At 41.4% G+C, this 25624-nt stretch carries 17 protein-coding genes; all 17 read left to right on the forward strand.

Annotated elements, in window-relative coordinates; genetic code table 11:
* The first annotated feature begins 25 nt into the window (after positions 1-25).
* The 17 genes from era (at position 26) to WDA22_03705 (ending at position 25576) form a co-directional block, all read left to right on the forward strand.
* Positions 26-940 carry a GTPase Era gene (gene era, locus WDA22_03625; protein ID MFA5832549.1) on the forward strand — a complete coding sequence of 305 codons (915 nt, stop codon included), beginning with the start codon at positions 26-28 and terminating at the stop codon, positions 938-940.
* A gap of 135 nt (positions 941-1075) precedes the next feature.
* Positions 1076-2356: a DUF1015 domain-containing protein gene (locus WDA22_03630; GenBank protein MFA5832550.1), complete on the forward strand. Its 1281-nt coding sequence runs from the start codon at positions 1076-1078 to the stop codon at positions 2354-2356.
* A 135-nt stretch (positions 2357-2491) separates the two neighbouring features.
* Complete coding sequence (locus WDA22_03635) at positions 2492-3409, forward strand: EamA family transporter (protein ID MFA5832551.1); 918 nt, start codon at positions 2492-2494, stop codon at positions 3407-3409.
* Complete coding sequence (locus WDA22_03640; protein MFA5832552.1) at positions 3406-4548, forward strand: T9SS type A sorting domain-containing protein; 1143 nt, start codon at positions 3406-3408, stop codon at positions 4546-4548. The genes WDA22_03635 and WDA22_03640 overlap by 4 nt, the downstream gene beginning before the upstream one ends.
* A 370-nt stretch (positions 4549-4918) precedes the next feature.
* A complete protein-coding gene (locus tag WDA22_03645; protein ID MFA5832553.1) occupies positions 4919-5944 on the forward strand; it encodes a hypothetical protein in 1026 nt (341 codons plus the stop codon).
* Positions 5945-6054: 110 nt separating this feature from the next.
* Positions 6055-8283, forward strand: a complete 2229-nt coding sequence (locus tag WDA22_03650; GenBank protein MFA5832554.1) for a sigma 54-interacting transcriptional regulator — start codon at positions 6055-6057, stop codon at positions 8281-8283.
* Positions 8284-8288: 5 nt separating this feature from the next.
* Complete coding sequence (locus tag WDA22_03655) at positions 8289-10286, forward strand: hypothetical protein (GenBank protein MFA5832555.1); 1998 nt, start codon at positions 8289-8291, stop codon at positions 10284-10286.
* 44 nt (positions 10287-10330) lie between these two features.
* Positions 10331-11044: a hypothetical protein gene (locus WDA22_03660; GenBank protein ID MFA5832556.1), complete on the forward strand. Its 714-nt coding sequence runs from the start codon at positions 10331-10333 to the stop codon at positions 11042-11044.
* Between the two features lie 151 nt (positions 11045-11195).
* On the forward strand, positions 11196-14930 hold the full coding sequence (locus tag WDA22_03665) for a CHRD domain-containing protein (protein MFA5832557.1): 3735 nt from the start codon (positions 11196-11198) through the stop codon (positions 14928-14930).
* Positions 14931-15131: 201 nt separating this feature from the next.
* A complete protein-coding gene (locus tag WDA22_03670; GenBank protein ID MFA5832558.1) occupies positions 15132-16985 on the forward strand; it encodes a carbon starvation CstA family protein in 1854 nt (617 codons plus the stop codon).
* Positions 16986-17110: 125 nt separating this feature from the next.
* Positions 17111-20368 carry a carbamoyl-phosphate synthase large subunit gene (gene carB / locus WDA22_03675; GenBank protein MFA5832559.1) on the forward strand — a complete coding sequence of 1086 codons (3258 nt, stop codon included), beginning with the start codon at positions 17111-17113 and terminating at the stop codon, positions 20366-20368.
* 435 nt (positions 20369-20803) lie between these two features.
* Positions 20804-21229 carry a thioesterase family protein gene (locus WDA22_03680; GenBank protein MFA5832560.1) on the forward strand — a complete coding sequence of 142 codons (426 nt, stop codon included), beginning with the start codon at positions 20804-20806 and terminating at the stop codon, positions 21227-21229.
* Between the two features lie 29 nt (positions 21230-21258).
* Positions 21259-21903, forward strand: a complete 645-nt coding sequence (locus WDA22_03685; GenBank protein ID MFA5832561.1) for a hypothetical protein — start codon at positions 21259-21261, stop codon at positions 21901-21903.
* Positions 21904-21921: 18 nt separating this feature from the next.
* Positions 21922-22989, forward strand: a complete 1068-nt coding sequence (locus WDA22_03690) for a hypothetical protein (GenBank protein ID MFA5832562.1) — start codon at positions 21922-21924, stop codon at positions 22987-22989.
* Complete coding sequence (locus WDA22_03695) at positions 22986-23744, forward strand: hypothetical protein (protein ID MFA5832563.1); 759 nt, start codon at positions 22986-22988, stop codon at positions 23742-23744. The genes WDA22_03690 and WDA22_03695 overlap by 4 nt, the downstream gene beginning before the upstream one ends.
* Before the next feature lie 146 nt (positions 23745-23890).
* Complete coding sequence (locus WDA22_03700; GenBank protein ID MFA5832564.1) at positions 23891-24682, forward strand: alpha/beta hydrolase; 792 nt, start codon at positions 23891-23893, stop codon at positions 24680-24682.
* 189 nt (positions 24683-24871) lie between these two features.
* On the forward strand, positions 24872-25576 hold the full coding sequence (locus WDA22_03705; protein ID MFA5832565.1) for a hypothetical protein: 705 nt from the start codon (positions 24872-24874) through the stop codon (positions 25574-25576).
* The last annotated feature ends 48 nt before the right edge of the window (positions 25577-25624 follow it).

Genomic DNA, 25624 nt, shown 5'->3' on the forward strand with positions numbered 1-25624 from the left:
CTCTTTTTTCGTTACATTTTAAATAATGGAAACCACCTCACCCAATTTTCGCGCGGGATATGTTGCTCTGATCGGCGAACCGAATGTCGGCAAATCGACATTATTAAATTCACTGTTACAGCAAAAAATCTCCATCGTTACCAATAAACCGCAGACCACCCGTCATAAAATCCTTGGCATTCACAGCGGAAAAGATTATCAAATTGTTTTTCTGGATACACCGGGAATTATTAAACCAAAATATCTTTTACAAGAAGTGATGATGCATTTCGCTTCTCAGGCCGTGGAAGACGCTGATGTTGTGCTGCTGCTGGTGGATGCGGAAAAAGTAAAAGGAAAGTCGTACGATAGGAATAACGAGGCTGTGGAAAAAATTAAAGCGGCGAATAAAACCACCTTTCTTATCGTTAACAAAATTGACCTGTTGAAAAAGGAAGAGATCTTGCCGATGTTGGCGGATCTACAATCTCTCTTTCCGTTTGATGAAATCATTCCTCTTTCTGCACTGACGAAATTCAACACAAATGAATTACTCACGACACTGGTAAAATATCTTCCTGAAAATCCTCCATACTATGATACGGAGATTGTCAGCGATGCACAGGAGCGTTTTTTTGTGAGCGAAATGATCCGCGAAAAAATCTTTGAATATTATGAACAGGAAATACCGTATTCTACCACCGTGGATATTATCGAGTTCAAAGAGCGGGAAAACGGAAAACATTATATCTCTGCCGATATCGTCATCGAACGAAATTCACAAAAGGGGATTTTGATTGGCAAAGAAGGACGAGCATTAAAACGGCTTGGAAGTGTATCACGTAAATCAATTGAAGAATTTCTCGGTCACGAGGTTTTTCTGGAATTACACGTGAAGGTCCGAAGCGACTGGCGAGAAGATAAAAACTGGCTTGATAGGTTCGGATATAAAGAAGAATAAGTGAAGCAAGGGAAAAGTAAAAAGGCAAAAGTTAAAACTTAAAAGTTAAAAGTAAAAAATCAAAAGTAAAAACTAACAGCCAATAGCGAACGGCTTAGCGCTAATTTCTAACACCAGTTTTCAACGAGGTTTCATATGGCTACGATACGACCATTCCGTGGAATTCGATACAACCAAATGAAAGTAAACATTTCCAACGTTGTTGCTCCACCATACGATGTGATTTCACCGGAACAACAAAATGGATATTATGATAAGGACGTTCATAATGTTATTCGATTGATTTTAGGAAGAGAAGAAGATCGATATGCTTCTGCTGCTACAACGTATGAACAATGGCAAGCGAGCGACGTTCTCTTACGGGAACTAACACCTTCAATTTATCCATTAGTGCAGACATTCAAAACAACAGAAGGGAAAGAGGTTCGACGGAAAGGTTTTATTGCACTGTGTCATTTGGAAGAGTTTGACAAGAAGATCGTTTTACCGCACGAAAAGACCTTATCCAAAGCTAAAGAAGATCGGTTTAAATTATTTAAAGCGACAAAATCGAATTTCAGTCAGGTATTTAGTCTGTATTCTGATGCAGAGAAAAAGATCGATGCATATCTAAATCCTGTTCATTCAACATTTCCTGTTATTGATGTGGAATTTGAGAGTGTGCGAAATCAATTGTGGCAGATTTCAGATGTTTCCGTGATTGAAAATATTGCAGCATTAATGGAGCCAAAGCAAGTATTGATTGCCGACGGACATCATCGTTATGAAACAGGATTAGCATATCGTGATCTAATGCGTTCGCAAAACCCGAATCATACCGGAAAAGAATTGTATAATTACATTATGATGTTTTTCACGAATCTTGATGATGAAGGATTGGTAATTTTTCCGACACACCGGGTTGTTCATAGTCTGCCGAATTATGACGGAAGCGCCTTGGTGGCAACATTGCAGCAGCATTTTGATGTGCAGGTGTATCCTACGCCGGATATGATGATGAATGCACTGAAACAGTACCCGAAGTTTGCATACGGATTCGTCTCTAAACATTCTTCAAAATTCTTTGTGGCATCACTGAAAGATCCTTCAACGCTGAATACATTGGTACCCGAAAATCTTCCGCAGGAAGTGAAAAGTTTGGATGTTGTTCTTCTCCATAATTATATTCTCAGAAATCTGCTTGGAATTTCTCAGGAAGCGCAGGAAAAAAAATTGAACATTCATTACATCCAAAATGTTCATGAGTGCGTGGATGAAGTAGCAAGCGGAGCTTCGCAGATTGCGTTCTTTGTCAATCCAACCAGGATCGAACAGGTTCGTGACGTAACAAAATCCAGCAACACAATGCCCCAAAAATCGACTTTCTTTTATCCAAAACTGATTTCTGGTTTGGTATTCAATAAGATGGTTGAGTGAGGGGAGAGGATGTTTAATGAGGAAAAAAATAATTACCAATTACCAATTATCAATTTACAAATACCAAATTCTAAATTCTAAAACAACACCTTGGATCCTGAATCCTGAATCCTAAATCCTAAACCTATCTTTTCCATGTCCGACCGCATAAAAATATTTTTCGCTTATACAGCAATCTGCACCATCTGGGGTTCAACCTGGCTGGTGATTAAACTCGGTCTTGAAACAATGACCCCGCTTCTTTCTGCAGGATTGCGATTTGCGTTTGCAGGTTTGGTGCTCTTCGTGATTATTCGGATACGAAAAATTCCTATTCCCTGGAATTCGAATACTCGTTGGTTCTTTCTTGTTGCAGCATGCACTTCATTTTCGTTTCCGTTTGGATTAGTCTATTGGGGGGAACGACAGATCTCCTCGGGGATGACCTCGGTTTTATTTGCAACATTCCCTCTCTGTGTGGCGATTATTTCCAGTTTGATGATTCCGTCGGATAAGATCACTCTGCAAAAAGTATTAGGTGTGCTGCTTGGTTTTTTCGGTGTCGTCACAATATTTTCACATGATATACAATTTGATGGAAATTCTGCTACCATGATGGGAATGGGTGCGGTTGTTCTCAGTGCCGCCATCCAGGCATTTTCGGCAGTTCTCATAAAAAAATATGGACATGATATTAGTCCTTTTGTTGTTAGCTTTGTTCCTATGTCCATTAGCGCAGTCATTCTCCTCACCGGCAGTCTCACTATCGAAGATTATTCAACCGTTCAGTTCACACCGATGGCGCTGTTCAGTATTTTCTTTCTTGCAATCTTTGGAACAATCATCACCTTCGTCAGTTATTTTTGGCTGCTGAAAAGAGTGGAAGTGGTTTTATTGTCACTGACATCTTTTGTTACACCTATTATTGCCGTTTTGCTCGGTGTATTTATTTTGGATGAAAAAATTTCTGCCCAATTATTTGGTGGTGCATTTCTCGTCTTTTTAGGGATTGCTACAGCCAATATCAATGAAATTCAAGCTCTCCTTCGTAAGCGCTTCTCACAACAAAAATGATATACCGTTTTTTATCTAAACGGATCATCCTCCTGATCGTCGGGATCAGCGAATTACTTTGTGCATGGGGTCTGGAAGGGCACCGCGTCATTAATCTGAACGGTGCTCGCTCACTTCCTCTTTCAATGCTTCGGTTCCATGATGTGGATTATTATTTCGGTGACCACGCAAGCGATGTGGACAGACGAAAAGTCCGCGAGGATGAAGAAACGTATCGACAATTCATCGAATTGGAACGCTACCCGGAATTCTATAACAAATCCATGCCTGTTACACTGCTTGAACTTCAAAAAAAATATGGAAATGAATCCGTTCGGCAAAATGGATATTTGCCATATCTTGTGTTGGAAATGTACGATTCACTACAGCGAAGGATGAAAAGGGGAGATTGGAACGGGACGATGAGTGTAGCAGCTGATCTTGGTCATTATATCGGGGATATAACCATGCCGCTGAACACCACAATAAATTATGATGGTCAATTAACGAAGAATTATGGGATAAAATGGCGCTACGAGATTGAAATGATGAACCGTTATTATAACCAAATCAATTTTAAGTGGACCGATCCGAAAAAATTTGAAAATCCCAAAACTGACCCGATAAGCAGAATCATGACACTGCTTGGGAAATCTCATGTAAAAGTAACGAATATCATGCGAGCGGACAGTGCAGCATTTCGTCTAGCAAAAAGAAATTATAATAGTACATACTATTCTTCGTTATGGAAAGAGGTCAATAAATTCACCAATGAGTTGATGCAGGATGGTGCGGATCTCTACACAACTCTTCTTTATAATGCATGGCTCAACGCCGGTGGAATAAAAATCAGTTGGTCAGACGAACAAAAAAACAAGCGTTCAACATATGAATCCGAACCTGAACATCTTGAACAAAATTTTCCCAATCCGTTTAATCCGAAGACGACTATTAAATATACTATCAAAGAGAGCTTCTATATTAAACTATCCATATTTAATCTCTTTGGACAAGAGTTGGATGTTTTGGTGGACGGAAAACAGGGTGAAGGAAGATATGAATATGTCTTTAATGGAGAACATATTCCCGGCGGTGTTTATTTTATTCGATTACAAATAAATGACAAAACAGAAGCGCGAAAAATGATCCTCGCAAAATAAGTAAAGAGTGTAGGATGATTTCTATCCTACAGATTTAGTATCTTATTCTACACATTTAAGCTGTTTTATTGACAGAATACACTCAATAATGCATTACATTATGGCATAGTAATTGGATTAGAGTATCCCGGAGAAGTGTTTAAGGTCTGTTGAAGATTATGTTATTTTTGATTTATTGTAAGTACTCAGCAGAATTACATAAAAATTCAAAAATATGCCACCAAAACACGAAAACACGAATGTGCACAAAAAGAATTTGAATCAATACTCCATCAAGGTTGGTGAAATTTAGAGTTTTCGTGTTTTAGTGGCAAAAAATCATAAACACTGAGTAGTGACGATTTATTATACTAAGCAACTCTAAGTCAACATGAAGCAGTTATTTCCATATCTTATATTAATTTCTACGTTGTTTCTCTCCCAATGCACTAAGGATACGCTGGGTGTGAATGACACCGGTACCAATACCGGTAACGGTCCAGGAATCATCATTAAGCGACTGTCCCAGGAAGACTATTACGCTAAAAAATACAGCGGTTCCAAAAACAAAACATCGAATGGCAGCATCAACGGCGGAGGTGTTTTCAACCTCAGCTATCAGGATCTGTTCTTCGATGCACCCGCAGGAAACGAAGGTGATGTGGTTCGCCCGATTGGTGAAAAGAATCTGTTACTTGTTGATATTTCCATGGTCTATCAAAATGGAAATAAGGAAGGGATTCAGGATTTCGGCCCTCATACATCGGTGAAATTTAATACCATTGAATTATTCACTGCACAAAATCAGTCAGGGCAAGCAAGTCAGCGGGGATTCTACAAAAGGAATTTTGCATTTACCAGAAGTGCTAACGGTTCGGTCACTGGTGCGCCGGAATATGAAGGTTCTACGGAATTGTACGATCCGGAAATGATGAACTTTACCTATACCACTCCGCCTCTTATCAGCGTGTTGAATTCTGATACAGTCGGATCAGTAATGACATTTGCTTCAATAGGTTCTGCAATTTTATTCGACAGCGGGAAAGTATTTCCTTCCACAAATGATATGGTGGTGAAACTGAATAGAAGGATCTCTAAAGGATCGGTCTTATCATTTGAAAAATTACGCGGGTCAACTTCACTATATCCGTACGTGCCGTCTGTAGTAACATACGAACTTCTTTCGGATACGAATGAAATCAGGATTCCCAAAAAAGAAGTCGCATATGTGATAGAAACGTTACAGAGATCGACCGGCGTTTCAAAACCGATCGGCAAGATCTATCCATTTTGGCTGAATGTAATTGAATCCGGTTTGTGTGATACATTGCGGCTGATTCATGCGCAAACAGGAAAAAATTATGATTTTTCCATATACCAATATTTTGAGTTTGGAAGGAAAATGTATTTTAAGTAAACAATCATCTTATAGTAAATTGATGATGTGGACAGGGCAGTTGACCTTTTAAATATTTGGATGATCTGCCCGTTGTTATTTTTTACTATGTTACTGTTTTACATGACTGCATGAAGAATTCACTCTTATTATTGCTCTTCTGTATTTTGATACCATCCGGGTTGCGGTCTGAAGAGTCGCGCTATGTAACGATAGTACTGACAGCACACGATATTGAACAATGCGGCGGCTGGCCGATTGCACGGCGTTGGTACGGAAACATCATTCAAAAATTAGAAACTGCAGGAGCAGGAAGAATATTCATCGATATTGCTTTTGTTACTAGAGATCCGCTCCATCCCGAATCGGATGAATATTTGTTTGAGATTTTACAACAGAATGATAATGTATTTCTGTTATCCCCTTCTTCCCAAAAAAATGGATCGACGGTTGTTATTTTGGGCAACAAAGAAATTCCTGCATCCAGGACATTTTCTCCATTCTCAACAGGATTCGATTTCGTGGAACAACTTCCAATCCTCAAAGATACTACCGTTCTTGCTTCAGCGCTACTTCACAACACCGGAAGAAACCTTCTAAACAGTATCGTTCAATTTCCTGCGCAGGGCATTCAACCTGACCATCATTTTTTAGAGATACTTCAGCAAGAGATTCAACTTCATGGCAAAGATGTTATTGTGTATATCGACTATCCCGGTGTCACATCGTATGTCGTTTCGCCGTCGGGCGCAAAAATTGTGACATCTCTTTTACAGGTGTGGACAGCAAAAAAGATCTCATCAGGCGATAGTTCAAGATTATTGGAATTGTGGCATTACGCTGTTGTCATTTTCTTTTGTTTGTTTCCGACTGGATGGTATGGAATTAAAAAAAGATATCTGTTTGGTACAATGACTTCTACAGTCTGCTTTGTCTGTTCCATTCTTGTTCTCACGTTGTTTCATTTTTTTGTACCGTTCTGGTATGTTGCTGTAACGGGTGGATGGGTTGCTGCGTCGTTATTGATCATCGGTATGGTATTCACATTTCAGGCAAACAAAGAGAATCCAAAATCTGTCGGTACAGAAATACCTGATGAAAAAAAGGAAGAGTTGGAGTCCTTACGATATCAATTGAAATATTACGAACAACTTTCGCAACAATTTCCGCCGGAGCACGATGTATTAACATCGGAGAGTGCAAACATTGTATATCATCCCCATTCACCGCTGGTTGAACTTCTTAAAAAAGGAGCACAGATCGCAGAATCGAATATGCCTGTACTCCTTTCCGGGGAATCGGGGACAGGGAAAGAGAAACTCGCACAGTTCATTCATCAAAAATCACCACGGCATTCGGCGCCGTTTATCGCTGTGAATTGTTCTTCGCTGAACGACGGATTGATCGAATCCGAATTGTTTGGCCACGAACAAGGATCGTTCACCGGAGCGATCAAAACAAAGATTGGTCGATTTGAACTTGCCAGCGGCGGAACATTATTCCTTGATGAGATTGGTGAAACGACCCCTTCATTTCAAGCAAAGGTTTTGCGGGTAATTCAGGAAAATGTGTTTGAAAGGGTTGGGGGGACAAAAGAAATCCGAATTGACGTCCGCATTATTGCTGCAACAAACAAAAATCTTAAAGAGCTTGCAAAGAAAGGACAGTTTCGCGAAGATCTATTCTATCGTCTCCATGGATTTGAATTGGAAATTCCGTCACTCCGCGAACGCACTGAAGATATTGAAGCGTTGTTCAAACATTTCCTGTATGAACAGGATCCGTCACTTTCCTATTCAACTCAATTGATTAGCTGGTTGAAGGAACAACGGTGGCAGGGAAATGTTCGACAATTGCAGTCGGCAACACAGCGGTCAGTGTTGAATGCCAGGATGCACGACAGAACATTTATTATTCCAAAAGATTTTGAATTGGGGACGCAATCCACCGTAGACCAGACGAGCGAAGGGAAGGAGATCGCGCAAAAAGTCTTGGAAGGATTACGGACACATCAATTTGATCACAAAAGCATCGCGAAAGTTTCTGCCGATCTGTTGCTGCATCGAAGCACGGTTACGGAATATTTCCGCGGATGGGTGATTCATTTTCTTTTACTCTGTCGGGAATCGAAGCAACAATTTCTTCAAGGACTGCATGGGGGAACATCGATTGCAGATCAAGATCGATTTGAAGAGCGAATCGATGCCTATGTGGAGTATATCCAATCAAATATTACAGAAGGTCTTTCAGTCGGAGAAACAAAAGAAGAGATCGTGTCAAAACGATTTCGGAAACTGCCGATTCCGTTTCGCGGGGATCTAATTCAATTGATTGAACAACATCGGCTATCGAAGAGATAATCTCAATGGGTCGATTCTGTACATACTGTATTCTGCTGATGAGTCCAATGTTGCTCTTTGCACAATTTGATTATCATCGGGAATTATCGCAGTGGGAATTGGAGAAAGGTGACGTCCGTTTTTCAATCTCTTCGGGTATCAGCAAATTTGTAACGACGAAGAACAAATTTTTAGAAAGTAAAGTCTCCCTGCGGTTTGCTACCGAGTATTGGGAATTTGGAACGTATATTCGATTGAACAACCAAATCAATTTTGAGATACCATCCGATGATAGCTTCCTCAATATTTCCGACGATCAAACGGTTTTCATTAACCCTAATCTCATTTTAACGAACGAATCGTATCAGATTTCAAAACCGATATCGTTATTTGCCACCCGCCATTTTGGAGCGATTGATGTTACGGTCGATCTTTCTCCGGTATTTCGTCTAGAACGAATTTGGACACCGTTGATTAACCAAATCGACTCAACAACGTACACAATATCCAATTACGAAGATATACGAAACCAGGCGGACTTTGTCTCCGGTGTGCTTGCCAGTACCACACTGGAACCATTTATTTTTTTTGCCGGCATCTCATCATTGTCTGTTGCACGAATTGGTGATACACGAAGTTCGAGAATGGATGTTGTGCCGATGATTGGTGTTGGTATCATGAATGGAATATCGTGGCTCAATCTGATCACAAATTTTTCCGATGTGAGGGTGCAGCATTTGCAGTCGTTCTATATTCCGTGGTTGACGGAAGAGCGTTCAGTCTATTTTCGATTACAAGGTCAGCTGAGCAAGCGATTGTTTTCCTCCTATGGGGCATCCTGCGAAGTCATCGCGCCGATTTCAGAACGGATGCAGTTGTCCGCAGGTTACACCGCTGTTCGAAGCAAATCTGCTTCGTTCTCCGAAAAAGATCTAAAGAACTGGTATGTCTCCGTCTCTCCGCCATGGGATGAAGATATGGAATCGCGTTTGCCGCATTCCTCCGTGAAGATTGGAATTCAATACGATTTGAGAAAAGAATCACAACAAAGCTTTGTGCAGCTACTGCGAAGTAATTTTCAACGGACAGATATCTACTTTGCGAAACGAGATTTTTACGCATACAATTCTGTCGGTGAAATTATCATTCGAAACACGGCAAGTGACATGGTTGACTGCCGGTTTGTATTAGAAATTGAGGGAGGGCTCGGAACATACCGCACGGAACAGTTACGGCTTGAACCCAACCAAACCATTACGGTGCCGCTGTTCCTCTATCTTCCGGATGTCACCATTCAGAAATCGTCTGAGACGAAAGAGATGCATCTGTCATTGTTGGAACGGGGAAAAGAATGGAAAGTCACCACCGTCCCGGTCACCGTTCACGAAGCGCACCATTGGGATGGAGACACAAAGAATTTGCATTTTTTTCTGACACCGGAAGATCCAACGATTATTACGAATGCCAGAAAAATTCTTCTTTCTTCGGCTGAAATGGATTCGTCCAAAACCGTGCAACAGAGAATGTTTTTTTCATTGAAAAGATTTATCACCGCTCTCGGACGGAATTTGAAATATGTCAGTGATCCAACGACAACGTTTGTTACGGATAGAGTACAATATCCCGTGGAGACACTCGAACAGCAGGCCGGCGATTGTGAAGATCTTGTTGTCTATACCGCTACGAGTTTAATGTCGATCGGGTACCAGTGTGCAGTAGTTGATATTCTCCCCGCATCGAAGAATCGAAGCAATAACAACACGCAGAAAGATGTCGGCCATGTATTTTTATTGGTTGATACCGGAATTGAAACGGAACATGCATTTGAGATCAATCTGGTGGATGTTGAATGGATTGCACGGAAGTCCGTCAATGGTAAATCCACAATTTGGATACCAGTCGAAACAACGGTGTTAAACAAAGGATTTGATGAGGCGTCGAGGAGCGGCGTTATTCAGTATTACGAGCATGTTATTGCGCCAGAAGAATTCAGACAACATTCGGTGCGCGTGGTCGATTTTTAATAATACAGTAGTATTTCATTGTTGAACAAACGGGCGAGGGTCACATGAGAACAACATTCGGCAATATGATTTTTCGATGTGCAGTGATATTCGGGATTGCGAGCAGTGCATTGGCGCAGAATAATGTCTGGCTAAAATTGGAAAAAGGGGACGCGCTTGTTCTTCTGCCCAAGACAGCTCAATGGCAGCCGCTTATTACAAAGAATGAAATACCGCGGAGAACATATCTGTTAACGAAAGAACTATCTGTTGTAAAAATTTTTGTCGCTACGGAAATTTACGAAGTAGATGAGAATAGTTATGTGTTCATTGAAGATGTCATTGCGAAATCACGAGGACAGCTCGTTGCTGAATTAACAAGAATCGAAGCAGAACAACTTCCCAATCCTGAAAGGAAAAATGAATCTCCCAATGCGCAGGAAGTTGGACTGACCTATGGAAAACCGTCGCAATCTTCTGTGGGTGATGGTAACATCCCCTACAGGAAAGAACGGTTTACTGCGATCAATTATTTTATAAAAAAGGATCGACCTGATGCCGCCCTGTTGACAATGAAACGAATGCTCACAAAATACCCTTCACTGTATTTGGATCAGTTGGTTGTGGAACAACTTTTCTCGCTGTATGAACGATTGGAGCTTCACGGATTTTTATTTGATGAGTCGAACAAACTGTTATCCATTATTAAAAACGAAGAGTTTTCTACTGTCGTGATGAAATGGAATAAAGAAGCAAAAAAGAAACTGACCGGGAATTGATTTTTGCTGTCGGATAGATGTTATGCAACAGAAACACTCCTCTGTCCCACAGTTTTGGTTTAGAAAAATGCATGATTTATCGAGGTTTATTTTTGGCACGCACCTTGTAAATGCATTTGCATCACCAATCACATTTTTGAAGGAGTACACTATGAAGCATCAATTTTTCTCCCTTATGGTTTTTATTGTTGCTGCATCGGCACTGGCCTTTGCAAAGGGACCGTTGCAAAAAAATCAGGGACAGCAGGGAAGTCTTGGCATTCCTCAAGCAACATTGATGAATATCAATAACATCTCGTCTTGGTACAAAAATAACGGGGAATCCGAACGGAATCCTGCAACCGGAAATTCAGGACTGACGTTTCCGCGCGGGACATCTACCGCTGTCTATAGTTCAGGATTGATGTTTGGTGCAATTTCGACGGACGGAATTCAGTCCGGACCGCGTGTGACCGGTCATAGTTATAATTCCGGATTTGCTCCCGGTGCTATTCTTGGTCTCCGCACTGGTATTGTTGAAAGCGCAAGCGATCCTAATGTCCGTATCTGGAGGATTCGCCGGGACTATGCCGTTGCAGATTTAAAACAAGATGCAGCGGAATATTTTATGAAATCGTTAGCAGTAGTAACTGCGGAAGATATTCTTGCAATACGAGATCAATATAAAAAGGATTGGCAGGAATGGCCTGCATCAAAAGGAGCTCCATTTTATGATGCGAATAACGATGGAATCTATACGCCGCAATTTGAAACAGTAGACGGAAAAGAAGTTCCAAAAGTGTTTCCGCAAGCAGATGAACCGGGTATTGCCAAAGGAGATCAGGTGATTTGGTATGTTTGTAATGATATTGCAAATGGCGATTCACCGTGGAAAACAAAACCGATGGGTCTAGAACAGCAGGTAACAATTTGGGGATACAACTCTAACAGCAAGACCGGAAATATCCTCTATAAAAAATTTAAAGTAGTTTATAAAGGAACCTCACAAACTCCAGTCGGGTCGAAATTGGAAAATGCGTATATAACCCACTGGTCAGACTATGATATTGGAGATGCAGGAGATGATTTTGCAGGATGTGATACACTGCTCAGTCTTGGATATGGATATAATTCCAAAACGCTCGATAGTGAATACCGCAAGTTTAATCTGATTCCTCCGGCTCTTGGCTATGACTTTCTGCAGGGCCCTATCGTGCCATCAAGTGGTGACACAGCGGTGTTTGATTTGAAGAAACGTGTGGGATATAAAAATTTGTCGATGACTTCGTTCCTTTATTTTGCGTCAGGGGACATGTATACCGATCCGCCATTTAATTTTAACGGGTCAATTCAATGGTACCAAATGATGCGAGGTTTACCACCGTTTCCTCAGGGACCTCCGGATCCGGCACCGGTGAACAATCCTGTAACAAACAAACCGACTGGTTTCTGGTATTCAGGCGATCCTGTTCTAAAAACAGGATGGATCGATGGTCGAATTAATTCTCCGGGTGATAGAAGAATCGTGCAGTCGAGCGGTCCTTTCACCATGGCGCTTGGTGATACACAAGAAATTGTTGTCGGTGTTGTGATGGCAATCGGGGATGATTTTCTGAACAGCATTACAAAGATGAAAGAAAATGATCGATACGTTCAATTCATGTATAACTCGTTATTTGAATTAGTTCCTCCTTCAGTAAGCGCAACAGTGACGTATCCGAATTCTACCAATGCCGATATTGCATTAAAGGGGGTCGGACAAGCAGGAAAATTTACTTCGCTCTTTGCAAATATTAAAGGAACATCGGTTCAGTTATTCGACGATGGAACGCATAATGATGGCAGTGCAGGTGACGGAGTGTTTGCAAATTCAACATCGATCAATCGATCAATTGTTCCGAATGGAATTGATATTACGTTTACTGACTCGAATAATAAGACCCATTCCATTCAGAATGCTGTCGAGAATCTTACCACAGCGGGAAGCGTAGACGTAACAAGTGCGCCGGTAATATTTGACAACATAAATAACAACGGCACGGTGAATAATGGTGAATATGTTCACTACACAATAACAATCAAAAATAATACTCCATTTACGCTCACCGGTGTAAAAGGAACCATATCCACCAACACTGAATTTGCAAAAGAATATTCATTTGGATCAATAGCATCAGGAAGCGAATCAGCAGTACCAAATGATAAATTTTTTACTTTTAGATTGCCCATGAATTATTCTGCTCCAAACTACAATATTGATTTAACATTTTCGGATGAGAATGGAAATCTCTGGAAATCTTCATGGTCATTTCCAGTTGTTCACTATGCGTCGGTTGCCGATTCGTTATCCAACATCGCCGCCAATATTGTCGGCAATAATGATGGTCAAGTAGGATATGTTCTGTACGAACCATCAATCGCCGGACAGGTGTTTGATATCTGGTATGGCGGGAATAATCTGACGAGAGATTGGACAGTAGTCAAAAATTTACCGAATTCGGATTATGCTTCGGTTACGGCAAATCTTTCTGCATTAAAACAAATTCCGGCAATAACAACGTTGCCAAATGCAAAAGGGACCGGAACGTTTACAGTGAATGATGCAAAAGATCAGTTAACATATTCCATTAGCGCGTCAGGGTTATCCGGGTCAATCACAGCTGCACATATTCATCTCGGCTCATCATCCGCAAATGGTCTTCCGGTAAAGACACTCACATTTTCAGGAACAACTGCCGCGGGTGTTTGGGCGAAAAACGATGCCACTGATCCATTCGCGGATTCTCTCTTTAAGAAGTTGATTGCGGGTGAACTCTACGTGAATATTCATACAGCGGCAAATCCCGGCGGTGAGATTCGCGGACAAATTTCTGATGGAATGAATCTTCGGCAATCTGTCGATATGACGCTCAATCCGGTAAAACCCATTTTTTCAAACGTGGAAAATAGATTTTCAGGATTTTCATTATTTATCGGCCGTGCGAAAGCCGGAACAAAATCTGTTCAACAGACATCGCCAACAATAGGGAACGTCTTAAATACACCAAATCCGGAAAATTCATATCGAGTCGTTGATTCTCTATTGCAAAATTTTTTGAATCCATCAAAAATTGATGAATCAACCATTGAACTTCAGTTTAATAATGACGTGAACTGGGCAATCGCCGTACCAGCAGTTACGAATCCAATTCCGGCACAGTCGTATTATGTAAAGGTTCCCTTTGCAGTATTTAAAGATACAGTCCGCATTTTTCCGGTTGTTGTCGATAAAAACAGCGACACAATCTGGAACACCACTGCAAATCCCACATACTTAGGCAAACCTTTGTTTGATAACATCCGTGGAATTGTGGACACAAAAGATGCAAATAATAACGATATCAGATATTATTCTTCTGCGTTCCCATCATTTCCACCTACATCGACTGTTATTAAAGCACGATTGGTTAATGGTATTAACCATCTTCTGACGAATATTCTTTTTACAAATGAAGCAGGAAACAATACTGCACCTCCAAGCGGAACAAAGATCATTTTTAATCAATATCAATCGATCAAAGCCGGGGATATTAAATCTATTACATTGAAAACACTCGGTGTTTCAACAGAACAGCTTTCCGTTATTCCGCACGATTATTCTCTGTCGCAGAATTATCCGAATCCTTTCAATCCGTCGACGAATATCGAATTCGCTTTACCGAGACAATCGCATGTTTCTTTGAAGGTGTACGATGTCATCGGACGAGAGGTCGCAACATTATTTAGTGAAGAAAAATCTGCTGGACGATTCTCTGTGCAATGGAACGGAAAGAATAATAATAATCAGTTAATTTCAAGCGGGATATATTTCTACCGATTGGAAGCTGGAACTTTTGTGCAGACTAAAAAAATGATTTTGATTAAATAAGAGAAACATCTGATATCTTGAAAAAGGAAGTTTTATCCAGACGAAAAGCTGTTGTGTGGATGTGATGCAGTCTGGATATGGTACCCCACCGAAAGTCCCGCAAAATTCCGCGGGACTTTTTTTATTCTTTCCCCTTGAGAAGACGGTTTGTTTGTTTTACATTTGGCAAACAGAAATCTCCTTTCACCAAATGGTAACTGTATGAATGCCTTCCCATTTCTCCTTGGTGCGTTGTGTGTTATGGTGATCATGTATCGCTATTACAGCGCATTCATTTCTGCAAAGATCATCGCCTTCGACGATTCGCGCATTACGCCGGCGCATCAATTTAATGATGGACAAAACTATTACCCGACGAATAAATGGGTCTTGTTTGGGCACCATTTTGCCGCCATTTCTGGAGCGGGTCCACTCATCGGTCCGGTGTTGGCTGCACAATTCGGATTTCTCCCCGGATTTCTCTGGCTGTTAATCGGCGTGGTAATCAGCGGTGCGGTACACGATTTCACTGTGCTTGCATTATCCATTCGCCGCAACGGAAAATCACTGGCTGAAATTGCTCGGAAAGAGGTGAGTCCCCTTGCTGGTACCATCGCCTCCATTGCAATTCTATTTATCATTATCATTGCACTTGCCGGACTCGGCATGGCAGTGACCAACGCATTGCATGAAAGCTCGTGGGGGACATTCACTATTGCTATGACCATTCCACTTGCACTGTTTGTTGGATGGTACATGAATAGTTTCCGCAAAGGGAAAATTGCTGAAGCCAGTTATATCGGCGTCTTTGGTGTATTGCTCTGCGTCTTTCTTGGCGGATATATTCCCAATTCGTTTCTTGGACCATATTTTTCGCTTTCCCGCACGGAGATCATTAATTGGATGGCGGCATACGGATTCCTTGCTTCCATTTTACCGGTGTGGCTTTTACTGGCACCGCGGGATTATCTCAGTTCTTACATGAAGATCGGTACTGTAACAGGACTCGTGATCGGTGTCTTCATTGTCATGCCAGACCTGAAGATGCCGATGGTGACTATGTTTGCTGAAGGCGGTGGTCCGATCATTCCCGGAAAATTATATCCGTTTGTATTTGTAACAATTGCGTGCGGAGCAATTTCAGGTTTTCATTCATTGATCGCTTCAGGAACAACCCCGAAGATGATCAATAAGGAATCAGACGCCCGCTTTATTGGCTACGGCGCAATGCTTATCGAAGGATTAGTCGGCATCATTGCATTAATCGCCGCTTGCTCGCTGCATCCTGAAGATTATTTTGCGATTAATGTTCTTCCCGAAAAATTTGCAACACTCAATATGACTCCTGTCAATCTTGAGGAACTTGCTCGAGAAGTGGGAGAGACAATCGCCGGCAGGCCGGGAGGAGCAGTCTCTCTTGCAGTCGGTTTTGCACAAATATTTTCCGCAATCCCCGGAATGAAAAGTTTAATGTCCTACTGGTACCATTTTGCGATTATGTTTGAAGCACTCTTCATCCTCACCACCATTGATGCCGGCACTCGTGTTGGAAGATTCTTGGTTCAGGAATTTTTGGGAAAATTTCATAAACCGTTCGAGAGGACGAATTGGTGGCCAGGCGCAATAATCTCAACAGGTCTTGTTGTGCTAGCATGGGCATATTTTATTCATACGGGAAATGTCAGTACCATCTGGCCGATGTTCGGTGTAGCAAATCAATTGCTTGCCGTTGTAGCATTGTCTGTTGTTAGCACAGCTATCGTCAATGCAGGGAAACAAAAGTATGTTTGGGTTTCAGGTATTCCGCTCCTGTTTGTCTCTATTACTACGCTGACCGCCGGAGTGCTGAACATTTTGGATAATTTCTGGCCGCTGACAAAGGATCCTGCCACAGCAACACAGGGTTACGTAAATAGTATACTGACAACAATTATCATCCTCTGTGCCATCATCATTCTTGTTGATGCGGTACGGAAATGGTACCGTGTTCTGGTCAAAAAGGAATATATCATCGACGGCAAAAAAGTCGACGGCTCTACACCCGGTTTCGTTCCTCCCGGATACGGATTGGGGTGATTTAAAATTCATTGGAACGGATTTAAATTTTTTGTATTTTTACAAAACCAAACTCAAAACCTCTGGCGGTTGAATACTGCAGAGGTTTTTGTGTATCGTAACGACCATCCGATTGAACGATTATAATGCCAAAACGAACAGACATCAAATCCATTCTTATCATCGGCAGCGGGCCGATTGTTATCGGTCAAGCCTGCGAGTTCGATTATTCTGGAACCCAAGCATGTAAAGTGCTTCGTGAAGAGGGCTATCGAATTATCCTCATCAACAGCAATCCCGCAACAATTATGACCGATCCAGAATTGGCCGATGCTACATATATCGAACCGATCACGCCCGAGTTTGTTGAGATGATTATTGAAAGGGAGCGGCCGGATGCCATTCTTCCAACAATGGGTGGACAAACTGCATTGAATACCGCTGTTGCTCTTGCTGAACGGGGAGTTTTGGAAAAATATCACGTTGAATTGATCGGTGCAAATCTTCAAGCGATTAAAAAAGCGGAAGATCGACAGCTCTTCAAAAAAACAATGCTCGAAGTCGGTTTGGAGATGCCACGCGGAGGATTTGTTTACTCCGTTGAAGAAGCAATAAAAGTAGCCAACGGAATCGGTAAATTTCCGATTATCATTCGTCCTTCGTTTACGATGGGTGGAAGCGGTGGTGGAATTGCGTACAACATTGAAGAATTTAAATCGATTGTTGAGAATGGATTGATCCAAAGTCCGACGCATGAAGTGTTGGTGGAAGAGTCTGTGCTTGGTTGGAAAGAATACGAACTGGAAGTGATGCGAGATACCAAGGACAATGTCGTCATCATCTGTTCGATAGAAAATTTTGATCCGATGGGTGTGCACACGGGAGATTCAATCACCGTGGCTCCGGCCCAAACGTTGACGGACAAGGAATATCAATACATGCGCGACGCCGCAATAAAAGTGATGCGGGCAATTGGCGTGGATACTGGCGGATCCAACGTACAGTTCTCGATGAATCCGGCAAACGGGAAAATGTATGTGATTGAAATGAATCCCCGAGTATCGCGCAGTTCTGCGCTGGCATCCAAAGCGACCGGTTTTCCGATCGCAAAGATTGCTGCAAAACTTGCTGTTGGGTATACGCTGGATGAAATTCCGAACGACATTACGAAACTGACACCGGCATCGTTTGAGCCGACCATTGATTACACCGTCGTAAAGATTCCCCGTTGGGATTTTGAAAAATTCAAAGGTGTTGATGATACGCTTGGTGTTCAGATGAAGTCGGTCGGTGAAGCAATGGCGTTTGGACGAACATTCAAGGAAGCATTGCAAAAAACACTTCGGTCATTGGAACAAGGCCGATTTGGACTGGGTGCAGATGGTAAAGATCTTTTTGAGATCGACGCACTCTCAAAATCACAAAAAACAACCTGGACGAAAAAAGTAAAGGAACAGCTTCGGAAACCCAAAGCGAACAACATTTTTTATCTTCGCTATGCATTTCAATTGGGACTTTCCATTGATGATGTCCACGGTTTAACCAAGATTGATCCATGGTTTCTGTTCAACATTAAACAGATTGTTGATTTTGAATCTGATCTGAAAAAAACGAATCTCATGGACGCTTCCAAAGAGATGTTCACGAAAGCAAAGCAATACGGCTTTTCAGATCGACAACTCGCTCACCTTTGGAAATCAGAAGAAATCATTGTTCGAAAGCACCGAAAAGAGTTAGGAATCATCCCGGTCTATAAGATGGTGGATACGTGTGCCGCAGAATTTGAATCCAATACACCATATCATTATTCAACCTATGATCAGGAGAATGAATCGCACCAATCAAAAAAGAAAAAAGCGATTATTCTTGGAGGTGGACCGAATCGTATCGGCCAGGGAATTGAATTTGATTATTGCTGCGTGCATGGTGTCAAATCCCTTCGCGAAGAAGGATACGAAACGATCATGATCAATTGTAATCCGGAAACTGTCTCAACCGATTATGATACGACCGACAAATTATATTTCGAACCCCTCACTGTTGAAGATGTATTGAACATTTGTGAATTGGAACAGCCGGAAGGGGTTATTGTGAGTTTTGGCGGACAAACACCTCTTAAGATTGCAAAGGCGTTGGAAGCAAATGGAGTACGCATTCTTGGCACATCTACTGAGGGAATTGATCTTGCTGAAGACAGAGAACGGTTTGGAGATCTTTTACGAAAGAATAATATAGAGCATCCAAAATACGGAACGGCATTTTCCGTAAAAGATGCGCTGCTTGTAGCTGAAGAAATCGGGTATCCCGTGCTTGTCCGTCCTTCATACGTGCTTGGGGGACGAGCAATGCAGATTTGTTACACAAGCGATTCGCTGAAAGAATACATGAAACTTGCCGTTGATGTTTCTCCGGAAAAACCAATTTTAATTGATTGCTTTTTGGAAGATGCATTTGAGTTTGATGTGGACGCCGTCTGCGACGGAGTTGACGTGTTGATCGGCGGAGTGATGGAACATATCGAAGAAGCCGGAATCCATTCCGGAGATAGTTCAAGCGTGCTTCCTCCGTATATGTTAAAAGAAGATAAACTTTTAGAGATTATAGAGATCACTAAAAAACTTGCCTTTGCTCTTCATGTCCGAGGTTTGATTAATGTGCAATATGCAATGAAAAATAATAACGTGTATGTGCTGGAGGTGAATCCTCGTGCATCACGCACAGTTCCATTCGTTGGCAAAGCAACGGGACTGCCGCTGGCAAAGATCGCGGCAAAAGTGATGGTCGGAAGGAAATTGAAAGATCTTGGAGTGCTGGATTTTAATTTCCGGAAAGTAAAACATATCTCCATGAAGGAATCAGTCTTTCCGTTCAACAAATTCCCCAAAGTGAAAATGTTTCTCGGTCCCGAAATGCGATCCACCGGAGAAGTGATGGGAATTTCTCAATCCTTCGGTGCTTCTGTTGCTAAAGCGCAGTTGGCAGCAGGAAATCCTCTGCCGAAAGAGGGAACAATCTTTGTCAGCGTGAACAATAATGACAAGACGAATGAAACGATCGGCATCATGAAAGAATATTTGAATTTAGGATTTAAAATTATCGCAACGGAGGGGACTACGAAATTCCTCACCGCGAATGGTATTCAGGCAACATCGGTCTTTAAAGTAAACGAAGGGCGGCCGAATATCGTTGATGCTATAAAGAACGGCGAAGTGCAGATGGTAATCAATACACCGCTGGGTGAAGAGTCTCGGTATGATGAATATTCCATTGGTTGGGCTGCCATACAGCATAGAATCGCATTCATCACAACGCTTTCTGCTGCTGCTACCGCAGTGAAAGGAATCGAGCGCATTAAGCAGGGAAAATTGAATGTAAAATCAATTCAAGAATATCATCAAATGTAACATATATCCCGAACGTAATTAGAAGCCATCAAAAATGCTTTTAAGAGTCATCGGAACCCTCACATATTCATTTTAAGAGTGATGAAACAATCTGTTTATCCGTCCGCCAAAAACCGCGGTGGGTAAACCATCTCTTTGGCAGGTGCGGTGGATGCTCTCAATATTTAACAGCTCGCGCGGATTGAGTCGAAGCATCGTTGAATAAAAATATTTTTAAGCATCATTTACATTATTGGTAACATCTCAGCATTTATGATTTTTTGCCACTAAAACACGAAAACACCAAATTTCATCAACCTTTTTGCGGTAATGGTTTAGATTCTTTTTGTGCACTTTCGTGTTTTCGTGATTTGGTGGCATGTTTTGAATTTTTATGTAATTCTGCTGTGTAGTTACCATTATCGAAATATTTGAATCTTTCTGAATTGGTAATCAATGCCCCGAATCAAACTCGAACTTCCAACTCATTTTCATTTCACAACAGAAATACCAATCCGTATTTCCGACATTAATTATGGAGGTCATCTCGGAAACGATGCCGTCCTTTCCATCCTGCATGAAGCACGATTACGTTTGTTGATAGAACATGGCTGGACAGAAATGAATATCGAAGGTGTGAGCGTCATCATGTCGGACTCGGTCATCCTCTATAAATCTCAAGCATTTTACGGTGAATCACTTCGTATTCAAATTGCCGTGAAAGATTTTTCGAAATTTGGATGCGATATTTATTATCTTATTCGCGAACGAGAAAGCGGACGGGAAGTTGTGCGCGCAAAAACCGGGATCGTTTTTTTCAACTACGAAGAAAAAAAGATCGCAACCGTCCCCGAAAAGTTCCAGTTGCAATTCCGCGGCTGACATCATTTTCTAACAACTCCTCTTTTTTTATGAGTATAACAACAAGAATATATTATGCTGTGCTCCTTGCTGTTTTTTGTTCGGCGATAACGGAAGCACAAGATTCTGAAGAATCGACCACGACAGAAAAAAAGAAAAATCATTTCTCGATAGCATTCGGTGCTGCGGCAGGAAATTTTTCCAACAAAGCTCCAATCTCTAACGATATTTATTCCAATAGAAGCATCTCGAGAATTTATTTTGCCGGAATTGGGAGCAATACATTTTACATTATTGGAAAATACCGGGAGTTCACCGCATTTGGAGAATCAATTTTGGAAAATATTAATGTCAAAGGAAAGGCAGATTGGAAACAAAAATTTTACAATATCGGACTGCGCATCCATTCTGACGAACATCCTATCTATGCGGAAGTGTTATATGTGATTACACATGCTGAGGAATCTATTACGACTGTCGATCCTGTCGTACCGGAGTTGACGAATTCGGGTAAGACGAAAAATACAGGCATGGGATTTTCGGTGGGACTTGCACTGAATATTGCCGGACCGATTGCGATATTTGCCGAAGGGGAATATTCCGTGATGATGAGAAAAGAGAAAAACGAATATGGTCGTGAAAATCCCGAACTCGGCGGATTCTGTGCCAGCGCCGGTCTTCTTTTTGCATTATAAGATTTACCCGGAGAGAATATGAAAAAAATATATTTTATGATCGCCCTGTCTGCACTACTTTCATCATGCACAACCGAAGAAAAAGCAGCGGAGCCTCAGATTTACTATTCCAGTCTAAAAATGCAACCGGAACTTGATTCACTCTATTTGAGTGCGAATAATGAATCCCGACAGCTGACATTGGTTGGTACGATCGTCAATACGACGGAAAAAAGATTATCCAATACCGGACTGATCACCGATGCTAAATATACAATTCGGACAAGTGATACATCGTTTCAATATGTTGAAAATTCGAAAGCACAATGGCTATCATCAAATTCAACGGTTGCCACCGTTTCCAACGGACTGATCATCGGAAAGAGTGCTGGGTATGCACTCATCAGCGCCAAAATTGGGACAACGACTTCAAAATCAATGGTCGTAAATGTTCGCGCAGTTGATATGGCTCCAGGATTATCGCTGAATCCTCCTCCCATTATGTTGACGTTTGAAAATTCGGCTACAGTATCCGGAATTGTTCAGCAAGAGGCAAAGCTCAGTGTCTCTGAACCAAATTCGGGATTCTCAAATCCTGCAGTGTCATACGGCGCGAATGGATCATTTGCTGTTACCGTAACAGGGCTTAATCAAGGTCTACGCATCATTACCGCGCGGGCAACTCATAAGACAAATAATGCATTGTATACGCAGCGATCCAAAACTGTGATCTATTACGCACCCAACACTCCTGAAGCGAACCAAATTGTTGGCAATTGGCTTGGAACGACGCTTGGGAAAGATTTCAATTTTAAAATAGAAAACAGCATCATACCAACGCGATATGATATCACGGGGAAAATTGATATTCAATTTGAAGGCGTCGGTTTGGTGCAGAATATCAATTTGATCGGTGTATTGAATCCTAACGGTACTATTGACGCAACACTTTCTACAACGCATCAAGGATTTTCTATTACCGGAAAGTTCAGTGGCTATTTCAAATCGACTGGAACCGGTGAAGGGGAATATAGTGCACAGGCAGTCAAAACCGGCTGGCCAAAAGTGAGTTTCAATGATAAGTGGACTGCAGTAAAAGTTCCATGAATGAGTTCATTGAAAATTTTTCATTGAAAAAATATCTGCCAATGCAAGGGAGCGGCTACCTTTCATTCTCAAAAAAGGAGCGATCGAAGTTCCGCTTTTTTGAATCCCCAATCATTGTATTGATCGTAGTATCTACTTCTATTACATTGTTCACCGGCTGCGGCATTACACAGCCAATCCGTCCAATTGAGGAAGGAACCACAGAAATAGTTACTTCATTTGGCGGCCCAATTATTCCCGTCGGTTCTATCGCATTTCCCGTTCCCTATCTAAACGTTGGTGCATTGTACGGTTATAATAAAAACCTTACGGTCTTTGGAAATTACCATGTCACCGCTTTATTGTTTAAGGATATCGGCTTTGATGCCGGATTTTCGACACGGTTATTGCCGGAAAAAGGAATTCGTCCTGAGATTACGTTTAATGGGAGGGGATATTTTTTCTGGGATGCATTTCGCGGAAAGACAACTCGCCTCTATCCAATGGGAACGTTGACAGCGAGTTATCGTGTTGACGAACAATCGTTATTCTATTTTGGGACAGATAATCTCTATCAAATGACAACTTCCGATCTGTTTGTCTCATCATTTATTGGATACAGTTTTCCTGTGGGAGAAACATTAATGATGCAGGTTGAATCAAAATGGATGGGAATGAACCGCGATACTCAGCATGGAATTTTTGAGGGAGTTACTTCCGTTGCAGGCAATGGCAATGTCGGTCTCTTTTTTGGATTACAATACAGTTTGAAATGAAAAATAACAAATATTTTAAGGAGAGTGTCATCTACGTGAAACAGTGTCATTCCGAGATGCGAAGCATCGAGGAATCTCGTTTTTTAAATCAGAAAAGGAGAAACAGATTTCGCGCAAACCCCTTCGGGATTTTGCTCGAAATGACAATGATTCTCTCTTTATTTTCCGGCTGTTTCGATCTGGATAGTAATTTATTTAATAACGACACACTCACTGCGTACAATCTTTCCACAACCGTGATTCCCGAATCTCTACGCACACAAGTCGTGCTGACTTCTCAAGGGAAAAAGATCTATGGTTATTTTGTGAAATCTTCGATTGCGAACACAAAAGATGTAATCCTCTATAATCATGGCAACAGAGATCATCTGCAATTTTATTGGGACAGGGTGGAGTTGTTCTATAAAATGGGATTCAATGTGTTTATCTATGACTATCAGGGATATGGGATGAGCGAAGGAGAACCTTCTGAATCAGCATTGTATTCCGATGCAACTACCGCTTATGAGTATCTACGCACATCAAAAGGATTTGGGAATGGACAGATTACTGTATATGGATTTTCCCTTGGGGGCGCTCCCGCAACATATCTTGCGTCGACGATTTTTACGCCAAAACGATTTATTCTTGAAGCAGCATTTGCTTCAACATCCGCTTTAACACAAAGCGGAACATTGTTGGATCTCCCAAGCACTTTCTTTATGAAAGGAGAATATAACAATGCGGAGCGGATTAAATACGTAAATGCTCCTATATTGATTCTTCACGGTGTTGATGACAAATTTATCGACATGGAGAAAAACGGGAAAGTTCTTTTCCAAAATGCCAACGATCCGAAAACGTTTATTGAAATACCCGGAGCAGATCATTCTCAGGTTCCTGCAAAGATGGGGGAAGCAAATTATATTACGACGGTCAAGAATTTCATATTAAATTGACAATCGATTACTTTCCGAATATATCTATCTTTCCTTAAAAAGATAAAGCTCACCAAAAGCAAGTTAAATCTTTCACATAATTCATTTTTTTACCCATCCCGTATTCACGTTATAGCATTATTCGATTAATATCGTTGCGTTCTTTCGAAATTTTAATTCAAGTTATCACCAACTACCGAGGGGACCGTTGTGATACAACAACTGCTCACTATATTGCACGATCAAATTCCAGTTGATCGAGGGATGGAAACCAAATTTCTGAAAAGATTTCATGCATCAAACAAAATAAAATACTTACGATTAGGTTTATCTTGCCTACTTCTCTTTTCTTTCGCGCAGAAACTTTCCTCGCAGATTATTATTAAGGATTCAATTGCAATAAAACCAAAACACATCAGTGCAAACGTCGTTCCTAATTTAGTATCAACCCCTCTTTCTTTCGATTTTTCTTGGAGCATTACTGCGGAGACCGACGGCATAGTTGAAATATGGATCTGGTATCAATGCGGGATGGAGCACCATGTCATGATAAAATCGGGCAATGCTGCCTCAGGATTTATGAAGGTTCAACCGGGATTTTATGCAACAGAATGGGCATTCCAAATTGTGAAAGGAGGAATTGGGACATCAAATTTCTTGGTAAAAGTAAACGAACGCAATGGGTCGTTTACGCTGACACCCGATCTTTATAATCCCTACCGTCCGTCATATTATACCGGATTTATGATGGGGGATGATGAAGAGGTAGCGTATAATAATAGCAGAGATGTTCCAATATCTGTTACGAATTCGAATTGTTCGTCTATCGAGTTTTTCCCTGCAACAGATATTGTCACTTTTTCCATCATTAACGGTTCAGAATATGCATCACTAGTTGATCCGGTATCCGGCTAAAAAACAACATCCTACGGCGGTCTGATTGGCACTCCACCAAAAATTATT

The organism is Bacteroidota bacterium, assembly GCA_041658205.1.
In the GTDB taxonomy this organism is placed as follows: Bacteria; Bacteroidota; Ignavibacteria; order UBA10030; family UBA8401; genus UBA8401.